The organism is Halobacteriovorax sp. BALOs_7 (assembly GCF_003612895.1).
Taxonomy (GTDB): Bacteria; Bdellovibrionota; Bacteriovoracia; order Bacteriovoracales; family Bacteriovoracaceae; genus Halobacteriovorax_A; species Halobacteriovorax_A vibrionivorans.
The window spans coordinates 80,134-98,008 of sequence record NZ_CP027772.1; the positions used below are offsets into that span (position 1 = coordinate 80,134).

At 34.4% G+C, this 17,875-nt stretch carries 17 protein-coding genes and 1 other RNA gene; 17 read left to right on the plus strand and 1 reads right to left on the minus strand.

Annotation, left to right across the window (positions count from 1 at the left end; all coding sequences use genetic code 11):
- The 10 genes from BALOs_RS00390 (at position 1) to BALOs_RS00435 (ending at position 8,071) form a co-directional block, all read left to right on the plus strand.
- Positions 1-1,476, plus strand: a complete 1,476-nt coding sequence (locus BALOs_RS00390; RefSeq protein ID WP_120403992.1) for a tetratricopeptide repeat protein — start codon at positions 1-3, stop codon at positions 1,474-1,476.
- A 35-nt stretch (positions 1,477-1,511) separates the two neighbouring features.
- Positions 1,512-2,240: a PilZ domain-containing protein gene (locus tag BALOs_RS00395; protein ID WP_120403993.1), complete on the plus strand. Its 729-nt coding sequence runs from the start codon at positions 1,512-1,514 to the stop codon at positions 2,238-2,240.
- A gap of 2 nt (positions 2,241-2,242) precedes the next feature.
- Positions 2,243-2,719 carry a nucleoside deaminase gene (locus BALOs_RS00400; protein WP_114706249.1) on the plus strand — a complete coding sequence of 159 codons (477 nt, stop codon included), beginning with the start codon at positions 2,243-2,245 and terminating at the stop codon, positions 2,717-2,719.
- Positions 2,720-2,764: 45 nt separating this feature from the next.
- Positions 2,765-4,033: a hypothetical protein gene (locus BALOs_RS00405; RefSeq protein ID WP_162929471.1), complete on the plus strand. Its 1,269-nt coding sequence runs from the start codon at positions 2,765-2,767 to the stop codon at positions 4,031-4,033.
- Between the two features lie 41 nt (positions 4,034-4,074).
- Positions 4,075-4,171: signal recognition particle sRNA small type (gene ffs / locus BALOs_RS00410), an RNA gene on the plus strand.
- A 70-nt stretch (positions 4,172-4,241) separates the two neighbouring features.
- A complete protein-coding gene (gene dnaX / locus BALOs_RS00415) occupies positions 4,242-6,038 on the plus strand; it encodes a DNA polymerase III subunit gamma/tau (protein WP_114706070.1) in 1,797 nt (598 codons plus the stop codon).
- Between the two features lie 11 nt (positions 6,039-6,049).
- Positions 6,050-6,364 carry a YbaB/EbfC family nucleoid-associated protein gene (locus tag BALOs_RS00420; protein WP_114706071.1) on the plus strand — a complete coding sequence of 105 codons (315 nt, stop codon included), beginning with the start codon at positions 6,050-6,052 and terminating at the stop codon, positions 6,362-6,364.
- Between the two features lie 9 nt (positions 6,365-6,373).
- Positions 6,374-6,967, plus strand: a complete 594-nt coding sequence (gene recR, locus BALOs_RS00425; RefSeq protein WP_114706072.1) for a recombination mediator RecR — start codon at positions 6,374-6,376, stop codon at positions 6,965-6,967.
- Between the two features lie 8 nt (positions 6,968-6,975).
- Positions 6,976-7,467 carry a hypothetical protein gene (locus tag BALOs_RS00430; protein ID WP_114706073.1) on the plus strand — a complete coding sequence of 164 codons (492 nt, stop codon included), beginning with the start codon at positions 6,976-6,978 and terminating at the stop codon, positions 7,465-7,467.
- A gap of 10 nt (positions 7,468-7,477) precedes the next feature.
- A complete protein-coding gene (locus BALOs_RS00435) occupies positions 7,478-8,071 on the plus strand; it encodes an ATP/GTP-binding protein (protein ID WP_114706074.1) in 594 nt (197 codons plus the stop codon).
- Here BALOs_RS00435 and BALOs_RS00440 read toward each other — a convergent pair.
- The gene (locus BALOs_RS00440) at positions 8,060-9,286 is read right to left on the minus strand and encodes a triacylglycerol lipase (RefSeq protein ID WP_120403995.1); all 1,227 of its coding nucleotides are present in this window, start codon (positions 9,284-9,286) and stop codon (positions 8,060-8,062) included. The two genes, BALOs_RS00435 and BALOs_RS00440, sit on opposite strands and share 12 nt — an antisense overlap.
- A gap of 148 nt (positions 9,287-9,434) precedes the next feature.
- Between BALOs_RS00440 and rsmH the strand changes: the two genes are divergently transcribed.
- Genes rsmH through murD form a run of 7 tightly spaced genes read left to right on the plus strand, consistent with a single transcriptional unit; the run spans position 9,435 to position 17,818 of the window.
- Complete coding sequence (gene rsmH, locus BALOs_RS00445) at positions 9,435-10,436, plus strand: 16S rRNA (cytosine(1402)-N(4))-methyltransferase RsmH (RefSeq protein WP_120403996.1); 1,002 nt, start codon at positions 9,435-9,437, stop codon at positions 10,434-10,436.
- A gap of 20 nt (positions 10,437-10,456) precedes the next feature.
- Positions 10,457-10,789, plus strand: coding sequence for a hypothetical protein (locus BALOs_RS00450; RefSeq protein WP_114706077.1), 333 nt, complete (start codon positions 10,457-10,459; stop codon positions 10,787-10,789).
- A 5-nt stretch (positions 10,790-10,794) separates the two neighbouring features.
- Positions 10,795-12,717, plus strand: coding sequence for a penicillin-binding protein (locus BALOs_RS00455; RefSeq protein WP_120403997.1), 1,923 nt, complete (start codon positions 10,795-10,797; stop codon positions 12,715-12,717).
- Positions 12,710-14,023, plus strand: coding sequence for a Mur ligase family protein (locus BALOs_RS00460; protein ID WP_162929472.1), 1,314 nt, complete (start codon positions 12,710-12,712; stop codon positions 14,021-14,023). The genes BALOs_RS00455 and BALOs_RS00460 overlap by 8 nt, the downstream gene beginning before the upstream one ends.
- Positions 14,020-15,330: a UDP-N-acetylmuramoyl-tripeptide--D-alanyl-D-alanine ligase gene (gene murF, locus BALOs_RS00465; RefSeq protein ID WP_120403999.1), complete on the plus strand. Its 1,311-nt coding sequence runs from the start codon at positions 14,020-14,022 to the stop codon at positions 15,328-15,330. Before BALOs_RS00460 ends, murF begins: the two co-directional genes overlap by 4 nt.
- Before the next feature lie 25 nt (positions 15,331-15,355).
- The gene (mraY, locus tag BALOs_RS00470; protein WP_120404000.1) at positions 15,356-16,432 is read left to right on the plus strand and encodes a phospho-N-acetylmuramoyl-pentapeptide-transferase; all 1,077 of its coding nucleotides are present in this window, start codon (positions 15,356-15,358) and stop codon (positions 16,430-16,432) included.
- 3 nt (positions 16,433-16,435) lie between these two features.
- Positions 16,436-17,818 (plus strand): UDP-N-acetylmuramoyl-L-alanine--D-glutamate ligase, encoded by a 1,383-nt coding sequence (murD, locus tag BALOs_RS00475; RefSeq protein ID WP_114706082.1) that lies wholly within the window; start codon positions 16,436-16,438, stop codon positions 17,816-17,818.
- The last annotated feature ends 57 nt before the right edge of the window (positions 17,819-17,875 follow it).

The following is a 17,875-nucleotide window of genomic DNA, read 5'->3' on the forward strand; positions in this document are numbered from 1 at the left end:
TTGCATAAAATATCAAAAAATAAATTCCTAAGTTACACCTTCATCTTAATTTGTCTTGTTAGTATCTTAAGTTGTGCTGCAAGAAGAGTTCGAGATGAAGGTGATATCATTGCTTCTTTATATAAAGAAAAAAAGTATCAGAATGTAATTGATCGAATCACTAAAAAAGAAGTTTACGAAAGGCAAGAGGATCGCTTTTTAAGGCAGGCCGAACTTGGAATAGCGTATTTTAATCTTAAAGATTATAAGAAGGCCCTCTTTCATCTTAATAAGGCAAAAGAAATAGCTAATAGTTTATATAAGGTAAGCATTTCAAATAAAGTTGAGTCCTTATTTATTGGAGAGGCTACCGATATTTATTATCCAAATCAATTTGAACAAATCAATATACGCTTTTATGAAATCTTATCTCACTACATGTTAATTCAATCCTCAGAGTCTTCAAAAGATAAAAGATTTCATCAGCAGGCAATGGTTTCGACTCTTAGAGATTGGAGCTCATATATTGATAATTTCAAGGAGCAAAATCGCGGAAGGGCAATATATAAAGGATCGACATTTATCGATTTAATGGGAGTTATTGTTCATGATGTTTATGATCGTTCTAAGGACCGATCTGTAATTAAAAGTTTTAAAAAATTAGGACAAAAAAACTTAGTGGAGCAGATGGGGATTTATCCAAGTTATAATGAATTACATGAGAAATATAAAGATGATTACAACGAGCTTCATCTTCTTTCTCAAAAGAAATTAGCAAACTATATCAGTGAAACACAAACCTCAAATAATATTAAAAAGTTCTTTCAGAATAAAAAGCGCTATAATACTTACATCATAATTTTAGATGGCCATGTTATAAAAAAGACGGCCAATGTATACGAGTTTCCTCTAGGTCTTCCTGTCGGTGTTTATATATATAATGATGAGGGTATGGACGACTTTGTAACCTTCTCTCTTAAAATGCTTTCAATCACTAGAGGAACAGAGCCAAAGATTAGTTTTGAATTACCAAAAATAGATTCTGTACCGATTACGAATACTGAAAAAGTTACTCTCACAAATGCAGATGGAAATGAAGTTCTATCGGATAATCTAATTCTTATGGCCAATACATCAGAAGTATTAAGTGAATCATTAAAAACAGATGTTAAAACTTTAGAAGCAAAAGTAGGAGCTCGTCTAGCAGCCAAGCATATTGCTTTATTAACCTCTGCATACCAAACTTATCGATCTCTTTATAATAATGGTGCATTTATCGCCTACCTGTCGGCCAGTGCTGCCTACGCTGCCGGCAATAAAGCAATTGCTGAGTCTGAGTTAGCTGACCTACGTTCTTGGTATGGTATTTATGATCATGTGTATATGCTTCCAGTTGATCTTGAGCCAGGTGAATATGAAATAACTTATAAAGGAAAAAAATATAAGTTAACTCGATCAGATTCGCCTAAGCAAATACTGCCACTTGTACTCAATTAATTGTTCTTTATTCCGAATTTGCTTAAAATAAATATATGCTTATAGGAATTAACAAATTATCAATTAAAACAGATTTTAATAAGGCCCAGGCTTTATTTACTCTTCATTTCTTTTTGTTCTTTTTAGCGAAAGGATATGAATTCTTTAAATATCAGTTTAATTTCATAGCGTTATTTGGAATTATCTTCTTCATTTTTTTCTATCGCTTATATTATCGTACACAAAAAAATCTTAAGTATTCATTTTGGTCGCTAACGGCCTTATCTTTTTTTATTATCATTTTTCATATTTTAAGATCTCTTTATCATTATAATGATTTCTCAATTTTCTTTTTATATACAATGTCCTTTTTTATCTTAGGGGTCCTTTGTTTCTCTCTATACTCACCTGTTTTTTTCCCGATTATTAATTGGTGGGAATATGACTTCCGTTATCGCAATGACTTAAAAGCAAGCGTGTATCTTGATGATGACAAGAAAGCAGACGCAAGGATTGTTGATCTTAGAAGACGCGCTGGTGGATTAAGTATGTTTGAAGAAGTTGAAATCGGTCAGCGTATTGATATTGAAATAGAATCTTCAGGACTTGATGGACGTTTACAGGTTGAGGTGCTATCAAAAAGACAATACTCAATAGGTCGCCCTTATACTTATGGAGTACGATTCGTCATTACAGATGATGTTGTAAAAAGAAAGTATAACGACTTAGAAAAATATTGGAACTTTGAGCGCAAGGCCAAGAAGAATAAAAAGTTTAAATCATGAAAATGAAGTCACATATATGGAATATGAAACTAGCTTTAGATGAAGCAGAACTGGCATTTAAGGCCGGAGAGGTTCCTGTTGGAGCAATTGTTGTCGATGAAAATGATAATGTTATTGCTAAGGCACATAATTTAAAAGAACAAAATAAAGATACGACAGCTCATGCAGAAATCCTTGCTATTAAAGAAGCAAGTGAGAAGTTAGGTGATTGGCGACTTATTAATTGTACTATTTATATTACGCTTGAGCCTTGTCCAATGTGTTTATATGCAATTTTACAAGCTCGTTTTAAAAATGTTGTTTTTGGTGCTTACGATCATAAAGCAGGAAGTATCTCTCTAGGGTATTCATTTCAAAAGGATAAGCGCTTCAATCATAAATTTTCTGTCATTGGTGGAATTGAACATTTCAAGTGCTCGAAAGTATTATCAGATTTCTTTAAATTGCGTCGAAAAACCTATCGAAAAGTTAAATCCTAACTATCCTATATTTACATTGTTTAAAATATTCTAGATCATTAATATATGATCAAATTACTAATACTATCACTAATCACAACGATATGTGCCGCTAATTCTATGCTATTTGAAGTAGACTCTTTTGATTTGAAAAGAGAGGTGGGGCAAGAGTTTTTAGCGGGAAGTGCATACGCTCGCGATATTTATATAAAGTATGATGCTGTCGAGTTTGATTTAGCACAAGACGGTGAGCTATTTTTAGTTGATGCAGCTTTATATAATAATAAATTCAACTTCAGAAAAGATAATCTAAATTTAACAACGTATATCCCGCAAATAGATGAGATCGACTTTCTCGATTTTATTTATGCAAATCAAGCTTTAATTGAGTTTACAGAAACAGGATTCAATGCGAATGGACCTCAATTAAGTATCGGTGCTGCAAGCTTCTTGTTTGATATAAGAAATGTCCAAATTAATTGTGCTAGCAATGGCTTTACATTTAGGCTTGATCAAATTTGTTTAAAGAATATGCTCATTAATCCTAGTAAAGGAAGTGAGTTTGCTAAAGTTGAAATAAAGCAAGAAAGCCAAGATACTTCTTTTATAAATATACTTGGTAAGAAAGTTTTATTCACGAATGATCGAATTAATATTGATGCTCAAAGTATTAGTGGAAATATTCTTAATAGTGAAATTGGTCTTAAGGCCATAAATGTTGATTGTTTTAAAGATAGTGAACTTAAAAGTTTTAATCTAGATCTTATTTTTGCTGGTTGTTTAGAGGAGTCTTTAATTGCAGGAAGCGAGATAAGGTTGTTACGTGAAGGTCGCCCTTTTGAAATCTATGATGGTGTTGTTTATTTTAACGAAAATCATGTTGGGGTTGAAGCGGATAAATTAATAGCAGAAACGCAAAAAGGTCTTTTTACATTTTTTGATATAGAAGCAAAGTGTTTAAAGACAATTAATAATAAGCGAATGATTTCAGCAGATGCTTTCTATCTTGGCTGTTTAAAAAGCTCTTACTTTAAAATAAATAAAATTAATGAAGATCAAATTGAAAAAGATAGCAATCGTATTAGTGACTTAAATATTCACGTTACTGATGGTGAATTTAAGTTGAATGCAAAGCTTCGTGCGCTATTTACACTGCATTTCAGAGCTAGTGGTACGTTAAATATCAATGAGACTCAAAGAGAAGTTAGGGTACAAGTGGCCAAGGCAAAGGTTGCGGGTATGACTGCTACAAAAATGGTTCTTAAATTTGTGATGAAGTTCATAAGCTCTGACTCGGTGAGTCTGGAAAATGATACAATTATCATAAAATACTAGCTTTAATTGACATCATGCTTTGAAAAAAATATATTCATTTCGGTGGCCGGCCAGACAAGCGTAACGAGGTGAACTCCGCCAGGTCGGGAACGAAGCAACGGTAGCTTTTGCTGCGTTGTGTTTGTGTCGGCTGCCCCTTTCCAATGCCTATTATTTTGCCTATAGTTAATAAGTAAAAATTTAAAATCATATAAAGTGATGGTGCTCAATGTCATATCAGGTTCTGGCCAGAAAGTATCGTCCTACAAAGTTTCAAGACTTTGTTGGGCAAGAACATATTGTAAAAACAATAGTTAATTCTTTAAGAGAAGACCGTTTTGGTCATGCTTATATTTTTTCTGGTACACGTGGAATTGGAAAAACAACTATTGCAAGAATTTTTGCAAAGGCACTACGTTGCGAAAACCGTGATGAACAACAGAATCCATGTGGTGAATGTGGTGCTTGTCATGACTTTGATTCAGCTGCTTCAATGAATGTCGTTGAAATTGACGGTGCATCTAATAATAGTGTTGATGATATTAGAGAATTAATTAGTAATATTTCTTATCTTCCATCAAATGGAAAATATAAGGTCTATATTATTGATGAAGTACATATGCTTTCTAACAGCGCTTTCAATGCTCTTTTAAAAACACTAGAAGAGCCGCCTGAGCATGCAATCTTTTTAATGGCCACGACTGAGCCTGAAAAATTATTGGGAACTGTTCTTTCGCGATGTCAGCGATTTGATTTCATCAACGCAACAGTTGAAGAGCTAAAGTCACATATTATTAATATCGCTCAATTAGAGAATATTACTTTCAGTCAAGATGAGCTTATTGAAACACTTGCAAAACTTGGTAATGGATCGTTTAGAGATACTCTTTCTCTTTTTGATCAGGTTTTAAGTTTCTCTTATGGCCAAGATATAACAGAGGATATTTTTGCAAGAGCGTTAGGTATTGCAAAGTTGAGTTCGATTAAATCTTTAATTGATAATATCATTGCAGGTCAAACTCAAGAGTTAACTAATACTTTTAATATGCTTATTTCACAAAACATCGGTTTAAATAATATTGTTAAATCGATGTTAGAGAATCTTTTTTCTATTATTATCGCAAAAGACTTCAACGATAAAAATCGTATTCAATCTAAAGTAGATGGCGATCTTTTTGATAAGACAACTAGAGCAGAGCTTTATTGGATTTATGAAACTCTTGCTAAAGACTTTGCTTGGACAATGGAATCGATTATACCAGCAGATGCTACTCTACTTGCCATGAGAAAGGTAAGCTTAAGACATCAGTTAATAGCTGATACTGCTGAAGTAGCTGCAAATACCTCTACTGTGGAGGATGCTGCGGGAAAGCCTGAGGCCCCAAGGGCCGCTGAAGTTGAAGAAGTGGCCCAAGAAGAAATCATACCAGAGGAAAAACCGGCTCCAACTAAGATTATCTTTGATGAACAAGAGGTTGAGCAGGATGCAAATTTCTCTGCTAGTGAAAATACACCTGAAGAAGTTGCTATTGAGCCCGCTTCAGAGCCTGAAGAAGTAGTTCCACAAGAAATCACACCAACAATTATTCCTGAAGGGAATAAGACGTGGGATGGCTTCTTAGAGTTCTTATCGAGCTCATCTCCTGTAATGAGTGCGAATATGGAGCAGGGGAATCTCTTAGGGGAACTCGTTGTGGTAGGGAATAAAGCTACCATAGCAATTGGTTATCCCGTTAGTGCAAAAGTTTTCTTTGATCATATGAATAATCAAGAAACAATTGAAAAGGTTAAAGCAGAACTTAGAAATTACTTTTCTGTTGAAGAAATTGATTTAAAACTTGAGTTAGTTGAAAGAGAAAAAGCGCAAGAGACTCAATTTAAATCAAAATTTGACATCAATATTGAGAATGAAAATATTGAAAAAGCAAATATGAGAAAACAAATTGAAGAAGATGAGATGCTCAAAGTTGCAGGATCTCTTTTTAATACAAAAATAGATAAGATCGTTTTAAATAACGACGAATAAACGGAGTATATATGGCAAAAGGTATGCAAGGGCTAATGAAGCAAGCTCAACAAATGCAGCAAAAAATTAGCACTCTTCAAAAAGAACTAGAAAAAAGAGAACTAGAAGTTTCTTCAGGTGGTGGTGCCATTAAAATTACAATCACTGGAAAACAAGAAATACAATCAATTAAAATTGATCCTGAAGCTGTCGATCCATCTGATGTTGAAACATTAGAGGACCTTGTATTAACGGCCGTTAATCAAGCAGTTAAAGAATCACAAGATATGGTTTCAAATGCTATGGGGAAAGTAACTGGTGGTTTAAATATACCAGGCCTTTTCTAGGAAAGATGAATGAAACTACCTGAAAGAATCACAAATTTAATGGACTCCTTTTCAAAAGTTCCAGGAATTGGAGAAAAGAGTGCATTAAGACATGTCTTAAGTCTTACGAAATGGACAGCTGAAGAATTAGGTGACTTTTCAAATGCTCTAAATGATTTGGCAGAACTTAAAAAATGTAAGCAGTGTGGCGTTTTCGCAGATGAGGACATTTGTGATGTTTGTAGTGACATTCATCGTAAAGAATCTACTGAAATCTGTGTTGTGGAATCAATAACAGATTACATGGCAATTGAAAGAAGTGGCCAATATCGAGGTCTTTATCATGTTTTGGGTGGTGTCCTAAACCCTTTATTAGGAGTTGGGCCAGCAGAACTGAATATCGATAAGTTAAAGAAGAGAGTTACTGAACTTGGAGTTACTTCGATAATTTTAGCGATAGGGCCATCAGTTGAAGGTGATGCAACTTGTAGTTATATCAAATCGACACTTCCTGAAAATGTAATGGTTGATAGAATCGGATTTGGGATTCCTATGGGTGGGAATCTTGATTATTTAGACACAATGACAATCTCTAAAGCTTTAGAGAATAAAACAAAAATGTAAGGAAGCATATGGATAACATCGAATACGTTATTCAAGAATTTTTTAAAGAGTATAGCGGTCTCGATTCTCTTGTGAATAGTGGCCTTGTTGTTTGTAGACAAGATGGTATACCTTTATATTCTTTTAAAAGTACTCAAACTGAATTTGATAGTGATACTGCAGGAGCCTTAATCGCTGGTGTATGGCAAGCTAGCTCTGTTCTATCTCAGTTCATTCCTGATGAAACAGAGGATGATTTCCGATTCAATTATGCGACTTCTTCTAAGGGAATTTATATAACAAAATTATCGGGGCCGTTTGAAGATATTTATCTCAGTCTGATTTATTTTGATGTAGATAACCCTGCTAAGCTTAAATCTCGTGTTAGGCTTATAGAAACAAAGCTAGCTGAGTTCATAGAGGCACATTTAAGTGATGACTTAAACCCAAATGATGTTTTCCTCTTTGATGATATTAGTGACAATGAAGTAGATGATCTATTTTCAGGTGTAATGGGATAGTGGGGGACTTATGTCTTTTGTAAATTATAATACGAAGGAAATTAACTGTAAGATCGTCTACTATGGGCCGGGCCTTGGTGGAAAGACGACTAACATTCAATATATTTATCAAAAAACTGCCGGTGGGAATAAAGGAGAGATGGTAAGTCTCGACTCTGAGAATGAGAGAACAATTTTCTTTGATTTTCTTCCGCTTGATCTTGGAGAAATACGTGGCTACCGTACACGCTTTCACTTATATACAGTGCCAGGTCAGGTCTTCTATGAATCTTCACGTAAGCTAATTCTTCGTGGGGTTGATGGTGTTATTTTTGTTGCAGATTCTCAACTTGAGAGAATGGAAGCAAATATTGAATCTTTAAAAAGTCTTGAGGAAAACCTTAAGGAGCAGGGATATGATATTGATCAAATTCCAATTGTGTTTCAATGGAATAAAAGAGATTTACCAAATGTTACACCAGTCGAAGACTTACAGCAGACATTAAATGCAGATGAGCGACCAGCTTTCGACTCTGTTGCTGTAAAAGGTGTTGGTGTTTTTGAAACACTAAAGGCGATGTCTAAATTAGTTCTTATGAATCTTAAGGGGGGACTAAAAGAGTAGTCCTTTGTATTTTAAGAAATGTATATGAGCTTCAATTAGTGCTTCCTGACAATAGAAGGATGATCTTCTTCCAACAAGATGATGTCCTTCTAGAATTCCTAAACTAATTCCTTTTTGAAAGTAATATGGAAAAAGGGTGCTTTCAGTATCAACGACGCCATCATTTTCATTCTTACTTCTGATGATGAGCTTCATAAGCATCATCCATAAGTGGCTGTCATACCATTTTGATGAAAACCCAATCGATGTATAAAAAAGATTTGGGTTTAGTTTCTCATGATTATTCCTAAGCCATGGCCTACGATAAGTAGATGAGAGTGATTTTTGCATTTCTTTAGCAAGTATATCTCTTCTACTATCAATTAGTTTATATAGTTTTGAATCAGAGAAGTTATGAATGAGATTAAGAGTTTTAATTAATTTCTTATTAAAAGAATCTGAACCAAGAATTGGACTAGCAATTGTTGAGAGACCTAATATTGAATCTTGTTCTTCGCTATACTCACTTAAGTAGTGAAGAGTATCAAGACCTCCTTTTGAAAATGCTACGAGCCATAATTTTTCATTAGGATGCTCTTTCATGTAGTCATTGATTTGAATTTTTAATGACTCTGCATTCTTATTACAATTATCAAAACCATTAATGCTTGGAGTGAAGTATTTAATACCATAATTCTTTTTTAAATGAAGGCATGCCCTTTCAAAAGAAGGGGTAGAAAATAGTTCATTAAATACTCCTGGAATTAATATGATCGTTGCATTTGTTGTTGGAGCTTCTAAATTTGAAATATAATTTGGATGATATTTTGCATATTCAACTTCGTTGTAAATGATTTTGAAAATTTCATCATCTTCTAAATCAATTTCTTTTTTATTTTTTAGATCATTAAAAAAGCGGTAGTTGATAAAGTTGTAATCAAATTTGTTATCAAAGCTTTTAAAATTAGTTAGAGAGTGTAGGTAGCGTGCCGTTGAAAAACTGATCCACGCTGAAGAATTTAAAAGATTTCTCATTAACTTAAGAGTGTCATTTGGTGAGAGATTTTCTTTTGCCTGTAAAAAACGTTGTCTTATATCAGACTTTGTAAGTTCTTTAGCTGAATCAAGAAAAGTTTTAGAATAATTTTTACGTGCATTATAAGCATTAAAGCGACTTTTTAAGTTTAATACTTTTGATTCTATATATTTGTTTAAAAATAAATCAGTATCTCTCATAGTTCTTTCAAATTCCTTGTGCTAGATGTAAAATTTTGTCATTAGGTGCATGTCCAAGTCAAATAAATGAAAGACAATAAAAGATCGTTCATAAATAAATTAACATCTTTTAAGTAAACAACTGATTAATGCATAAATTGGATATAGATTGGAAGATTATAAAGAACACTATTCAGTATTAAAGAATGAATGCCTCGATTATCTTTATTTAAATAATGAAGATAAAGAAAGTTTAGTATTTGCTGACTGTACTTTTGGTGCGGGTGGTCACTCCATGGCCATCGTAGAGAGGAATTCGAATGCAAAATTGATCTCTTTTGATCAAGATCCAGATGCTCTTGCAAATGGCCGAAAGCTTATCGAAAAAAATGGTGTTCAAGATCGACTTTTTCTACATGACTCAAACTTTGTTCACTTTCATGATGTCGTCACTGGAAACCATCAAGAGCTACTTGATGAGAACGAAGGCCTTGACGGAGTACTTTTAGATTTGGGTGTTTCTTCCCATCATTTTGATGAAGGTTCTCGTGGGTTTTCATTTCGTGTTGATGCACCGCTTGATATGCGAATGGACTATGATAACGATGAGATAGAAACGGCAAAAGATATTATCAATAAGTATTCTAAGCAAGAATTAGCTGATCTATTTAGAGAATATGGTGAAGAGAAATTTGCATGGCGCATTGCGGAGCAGATTGAGGCCAAAAGAGAAAAAGAAGGCCCGATTGAAACAACTTTTCAATTAGCTGAGCTCATCAAAGATTGTTATCCAAAAAAACTACAATTTGGTCGAATTCATCCTGCAACAAAATGCTTCCAAGCACTGCGTATACAAGTAAATAAAGAGCTTGATGTAGTATCAGATGTAATTGCTCAGGTGCTACCATTATTAAAGATTAATGGTAGAATATTAATTATAAGTTTTCATTCTCTTGAAGATAGAATTGTTAAGAGATTGTTTAAAGAGTTTGAAAAAAATGGGCTTGGTGAAATGCTTTTTGAAAATGAAGTTAAAAAGCCAATTATACCAAGTGAAGAAGAGATTTCAGAAAACCCACGTTCAAGAAGTGCTAAGCTTCGAATTTTAAAACGAGTGAGTGAGAAGAAATCAAAGAATAAATACGAAAAGTTTTCGAAAATACAGAATTAAAAACAATAGGAGATTGTTTTATGGCCTCTAGGATGAGTCGATCAAAGTCTAAGAAGGAAAGTATTGGGAATAAAATTAAAGGGGCTCTATTAAGCTCACAAGGTTTACCAATTGTTCTTAGCTTAGTTGTGATTACAGTTTTATTTGTACTTTTTAGAATGAAAGGTATTGAGTTAAACTATGAGATTGCAACTGTAAAAAAAGAAGTTGAGAGAGTAAAAATTGAAGGAAAGGAATTAAAGGCCAAAAAGGCACGCCTTCTTTCAGTTTCAAATTTAAGGAAAATGGCCCGTCGTTATAATTTAGCACAGCCAAAACAACATCAAATTATTGTTGTTCCAGCTAAGAAGTAAATAAAGTGAATGAGAGTAACTTAAAGAATAGATTAAAAATAGTTTATGTCGTCTTTGCATTTGCTTTTGTAGCAATTCTTGTGAAGGCATTCCGCATTCAAGTTGTTGATCGCGGTCATTTATTGTCACAATCAAAAAAACAATTCTTCCGTGAACGCAAGGTTTTCCCAAGACGTGGTCATATCTATGATCGCAATGGGAATCCTCTCGCAATTAACATAAGAACATACTCTCTTTTTACCATTCCAAAAAATATTAGAGATAAGAATGTCTTTAAGAAGTTAACGCAAATCATGCCAGAGGCCGAGATTGAAAATATTGGCTCAAAGGCAATGAAGCGAAATCGCTTTACTTGGATTGCAAGAAAGATCAACTTAACAGAAGAACAAGTTCATGCAATTAAAAAGCTCAAGGGTGTCTATATTGAAGAAATCCCAAAGCGTATTTATCCAAATCATGAATTAGCAGCGCAAACACTTGGCTTTGTTGGCCTTGACAATAATGGCCTTGCAGGAATAGAACACCGCTTTGATGATGAGCTTAGAGGTGAGCCACAAATTATAAAATACTTCAAAGACAATAAAGGAAGACCTGTTCGCTATGTGAGTCAAAATATTCCGACAGAAAGATCAAAAGATATATACCTTTCTATTGATAAAGAAGTTCAGGCCGTTGCAGAGAAGGCCATAAAAGAGGCCGTCGAAAAAGTCGAAGCGAAGCGTGGTGGCGTTGGCGTTATGGACGCAGAAACTGGAGAAATCATTGCTGTTGCAAATTATCCTACTTTTGATCCAAACGATTTAGATGGATCTAGAAGTATTGACCGTAAGCTCTCTTTCATTTCAGATCCATTTGAGCCAGGTTCAACAATGAAAGTTATTACAGTGGCCTCGGCCCTTGAGAATAATGTTGTACGTCCGGATACAAATTACTACTGTGAACAAGGGCGCCTGAAAGTTGAAGATCATATAATTAAAGAAGCAGAGTCGAGAAAGAAATTTGAATGGTTATCTGTTGAAGAAATACTCATGCACTCTTCAAATATTGGAACGACAAAAATTGCATTTGACCTAACTTTTCCAAAACTAAAGTCAACTCTAACTAAGTTTAGAATTGGTGAGAAAACTGGAATTGAATTGCCTGCTGAGTCCCGTGGTATCTTTACCGACGATAAGAATGTTTCTCCTCTATCCTTAAGTAATATTAGTTTTGGTCAGGGAGTTGCAACGACAGGAATACAGATGCTTGCGGCATTTGCGGCCATCTCAAATGGTGGAAAATATGTTAAGCCTACAATTTTAAAAGTTGATGAATCTAATAAAACTGAAGCTAAACAGATTATCCCAGAAAAAGTTGCAAAGTCACTGACGGATATGATGATTAAAACGGTTGAAGACGGAACAGCTCGTAATGGAAAAATTCCATATTTTAAAATTGCGGCCAAAACATCCACGGCACAAAGAGCTGATAATATGGGACGATATACAGGCTACATTCCTGGTTTCTTAGGTTTTCCAGTTGGCGTTAAAAAGAAGTTTGTCGTTTATGCCTATGTGGATAAGCCAGCAAAGGGAAAATCATATTATGGAAACTCTGTCGCTGGACCAGTGTTCAAGAAAGTCACAGAGTATTTATTGTATAAGAATAAAGAGTTTGAAGGTCTTGCAGAGAACGATCTATTTGAAAATGACATGGCCTTTGATTCTGTTAAAAGAGTTCATTCTGCTAAAAGGTATACTGGTCGTGGACTAGTTCCTAATTTCGTAGGCCTTGATAAAAAATCTGCTATGAAGCTTGCTCGTAAATTAGATATTGATCTTACTCATAGTGGTGTCGGGGTTGTTGATGAGCAGCTACCGGAACCTGGAAGTGCATATACAAAAAACACTATCATTAAATTAAGATATGCCCCACCAACATATGAATAGCCTAATTTCAAAATACAACATTGTCACAGATCAATTTGTTGATTTAACAGTCAATCTAGATCAAGCCAAAAAAGGTGATATTGCATTTTATCGTCTTTATGAAAACGAAAAATCAATTTCTCTGTTCAAGCAAAGATACGAAAAGGGAAATGCGGGTTTAGTAATAACAAATTTAGAAGTTGAAGGCCTTGATTGTCTTGTTGTTGAACTAGAAGACTTTTATCAATTACAAGAAGAGCTGGTAGAAGTTTTATACCCTTTAGACCGAGAAGTCTCATTAATTGGTGTCACTGGAACAAATGGCAAGTCTTCTGTAACTCACTTATGTCAATTAATCTTAAATCGAAATAATTTTAAAGCGTGTTGTATTGGCACTGTTGGTATCATTCGTGAAGATAAAGAGATTATGCCTTCATTATCAGCGACAACACCATCATATCTTGATTTGAGACGAGTAATATATCGATTAAACGATATTGATTATTTTTGTATTGAAGTTAGTTCTCACGCTCTAGAGCAAGGACGAGTTAAAGGAATGGACTTTAGCTCAATAGGTTGGACTAACCTGACACAAGACCATCTAGACTATCATGGGACAATGGAAGCTTATTTCAATGCTAAGGCAAAGCTTCTTAATTATTGTGAAAATGAAGTAATTATTCCAAGTTCACAGGCGGAATATTTTAAAGATAAAATTAAATATAAAGTTGCTCCCCATGTTGATAATAAATACGGTGAAGAATTTAACCTCAGTTATAATAAAGATAATCTCGATTTAGCTTTTGCCCTTTGTGATGAAGCTGCTGGTGAAGAATTAAAACGAGAAATAAAACTAGAGCTACCTAAAGGTCGTTTTAATTTAATAAGAGACCAGGAAAATATTTATATCATCGATTACGCTCATACTCCTGATGCATTAATAAATATTTGTCGTGAGACTAAGTCATTATTTAAGAACCATCATTTAATCACAATTTTTGGATGTGGTGGTGATCGTGATAGAACCAAAAGGCCTCTGATGTTACAAGCGGCTCTCGAGTATAGTGACAGCGTCGTGGTCACTAGTGATAATCCTAGATTTGAAGACCCTGAAAGAATTATTGAAGATATTCTTAAAGATAATAGTAATGATGTTGATGTTATTGTTAGCCGAGAAGATGCAATTAAAAATTATGTAAAAAGATATAAAGATCCTACTGCCGTTATTATTGCAGGTAAAGGTCATGAAGAGTACCAGGATGTAAATGGAGTGAAGTCTTTCTTTAGTGATATTGAAATAGTGAAAAAGGCAATTGAAGTATTATGAAGATAACAGATTTAAAAAACATTAATGGTTTAATAAAAATAATCGGTACGGTAAGTGAAGATGAAATTTCTTTATCGACAAATTCTAAGATGCCAAATGGTGAAAACTTATTTGTCGCGCTAAAGGGCGACAGGTTTGATGCTTATAAATTTATTGAGGATGCTATCTCCAATAAGGCAAAGGCTTTTGTCGTTACCAATGAAGAAGGGCGAGAGGAAAAGCTTAAGTCTTTATATGAAAGAGATAATGAGCTTATCTTCTTTCTTGTAAATGATAGCCTTAAATTTCTCCAAGAAGCCGCAAAGTTTCGTATTCAAGAATGGAAAAATAAAGATGGTATCGTCTTTGGTCTTACTGGTTCTAATGGTAAGACTACAACAAAAGAGATCCTTTTTTCTTTGGCCAAGAGTTTCTTAAACGATGCTGTTGTTTGTACTCAAGGTAATTTAAATAATCATATTGGAGTACCACTTACAATATTCTCGCTAAAAGACGAACATAAGTTTGCCATTATTGAGATGGGGACAAATCACTTTGGTGAAATTGAAGCGCTCTGTGAAATTGCACAGCCTGACTTTGGTTATATAACTAATATCGGTCATGCCCATACCGAATTTTTAGAAAATCTTGATGGCGTTTTAAAAGAGAAGTCTGCTTTATATCGTTGGGTTTTAAAAAATGGTGTTAAATTTTATCTGAATTGTGAAGATGCTAAACTAGCAACTCTTGCGCAAGATGATAAAGTTGTGCTCGTAAATAAAGAGGTCGTACATCCTTTTGAAAGTGATATTATTAAAGAGTCATATAATCAATGGAATATTCAGGCTTCAGCTTTCATCCTAGAAAATATCTTTTCAGTGTCTTTGGCCCATGAATTGAAATCAGTACGTCTACCTAAGAATAAAAGAGCACAGTGGATTGATGTTGATAAGACAAAGATATATTTAGATGCCTACAATGCAAATCCTACCTCAATGAATCTTGCGATAAGAGAATTTGCAAAAAATGTACCTAGCGATAAGAAGGTTCTTTTTGTTCTGGGTGATATGAATGAATTAGGTAGTGAAACACAAAAACATCACGAAGATATTTCAAATGTATTAAATTCTGTTAACGCAAAGCACGCTTTTTTTATTGGTCAATACTCTCAATATTATAAGAATACCTTTAAAGGTGAGGCTGAAATATATAAAAATCTTGATGATCTTTGCACAAAGTGGTTATCGGTATTAAATTCGTACGATTATATCTTTTTAAAAGCTTCTCGTTCTTTACAACTAGAGAGGCTAATAGATATAACTATGTAATATAATTTAAAACACGGATAATTACATGTTGTATCATTTCCTATATCCCTTAAGGGATGAATTCTTTGCATTTAATATTTTTAAATACATCACATTTAGAACAGTTGTGGCGTTTTTGTTGGCGACGGTGATCTCAATTATTTGGGGGAAGTATTTCATCGGCTTCATGCAGCGAAAACAATTCGGACAAGTTATTCGTGATGATGGGCCAGAATCTCATTTAAAAAAGGCCGGTACTCCAACAATGGGTGGAGTATTTATTTTAGGAACAATTCTTCTAACCCTACTGATAACAGGGAATTTCAATTCCATTCCTGTTCTAATCACTTGCGGAGTTACAGCATCATATTTTGCTTTAGGCTTCATCGATGATTACGCAAAAATTTCTAAAGGAAATACAAAGGGTGTGTCCGCTAAGGGGAAATTACTTTGGCAATTTGTGACAGGCTTAATTGCTGTCTATGCCATGGTTCACTTCGGTGTGATTGATACTCAACTTTTTGTACCATTTGTAAAAGGGCCAGTATTTAACTTAGGCATGTTATTTGTCTTATTTGGTGCAATTGTTATCGTTGGATCTAGTAATGCTGTTAATTTAACAGATGGACTAGATGGATTGGCAATTGGTCCAATTATTACTTCTGCTGCAACTCTAGGATTTATTGGTTATGCCACGGGGCACAGTGAAATCGCTTCATATCTTTTTGTGCCATATGTTGAAAATGTTGGTGAATTGGCCGTAATTGGTGCTGCAATCGTCGGTGCAGGCGTTGGTTTTTTATGGTATAACACATATCCAGCTCAGATATTTATGGGTGACGTGGGGTCCCTTGCCTTAGGTGGTACACTAGGGACGATGGCCGTTTTAACGAGAAGTGAATTACTTTTTGTCATTATTGGTGGTGTTTTTGTTGCTGAAGCTGTTTCAGTAATATTACAAGTTGGTTCTTATAAAACTCGTAAAAAGAGAATTTTTAAGATGGCACCGATCCATCATCATTTTGAGTTGATGGGATGGGCCGAACCGAAAGTTATTGTTAGATTTTGGATTATAAGTATATTTTTAGCGATTCTTGCTATCGCTACTTTAAAAATGAGGTAATAAATGGAGAGATTTAGAAACAAGAATATCCTAATCGTTGGTATTGGAAAAACTGGTTTCAAGCTCATCAATTTCTTTAATCGTCTCGAGTGTAATATTAGAGTTACTGATATCAAGCCGATTTTTGATTTAAATAAGGCCGTAAAAAAGCTACGTAAAATTAAGCCAGCAGTTGAAATGACTTTTGGTGAACATTTAGATGATGACTTTTTAAATGCTGACGTTGTTGTTTATTCAAGTGCAGTAGATCCAAACCTACCTCAGCTTGAATTAGCAAGAAGAGAAGGTAAGCAGGTTTATTCTGAATTTGCACTTGGTAATACTCTTTGTCGCAAGCCTATTATTGCTGTTTGTGGATCACATGGTCGTACAACTGTAGCACATATGATTGGTTTCACACTGAGACAAGATGGTAAAAATGTATTCGTAGGTGGTACAAGTGATAGTCCATTTATTGAATACTCAATGCTACCTAATAAAGATGAAATCGATTACGTTGTTGTTGAGGTTTCTGCCGTTCAAATGAGAAAACTTGATGACTTCCACCCTAAGATGGTTGTCTTTACTGATATTGCTGACACTTATCCACAGAATCATTTCACTTCTATGGGTGAGTATATGGAGACTAAGCTTAGTATTATTAAGACTCTTTCTCCAGATGATACTCTTATTGTTAACTTTGATAAGCTTGCAAATAATAGCTTCTTTAGAAATGCTAATTGCCAAACTTATTGGTACTCAAGAAGATCATTCGTTAAGCTTGGTGTAATGGAAGAGATTCAAGGAACGCATTTCCACGATCGTCGAATCCACTCAAATATTTCATACCATTCAGAATTTACAGTGAAGAAGATGAGAATCATTGGTCAAAATAATCGTGAAAACTTACTTGCTGCAATTACGGCATGTAAGGCCCTTGATCTTTCAGATGAAGCAATTCAAACATGTGTAACAAAGTTCCCAGGAATTCCACATCGAATTGAATTCTTAATGGAAAAGAATGGCGTTAACTTCTATAACGATTCAAAAGCAACTGATATGAAGACTCTTTGTGAAACAACAAAGTCTTTCAAAACTCCTGTTATTCTAATTGCAGGTGGTAAAGACATGGAAGAACTTGAGTACGAGCAATTCAGTGATGAGTTATGTTCAACTACTCGTATTATCGTTCTTGTAGGTGAAGCTAAAGAGCGTATGAATCGTGCTCTTGGCGAGCATCCACAAACTTTCATTGTTGGTTCATTTGAAGAGTCAGTTCTCTTTGCTTATCAAAAATCGAGAACTGGTGATACGATTATTCTTTCACCGGGGAATCCTGCAACAGACTTCTTTAGAGATTATGAGGAAAGAGGAAACTACTTCAAAAAACTAGTATATCAATTATAATTGTTTCAAATGCCTGCTTTATGCAGGCATTTTTTTTAGCACTAATACAGAACAAGT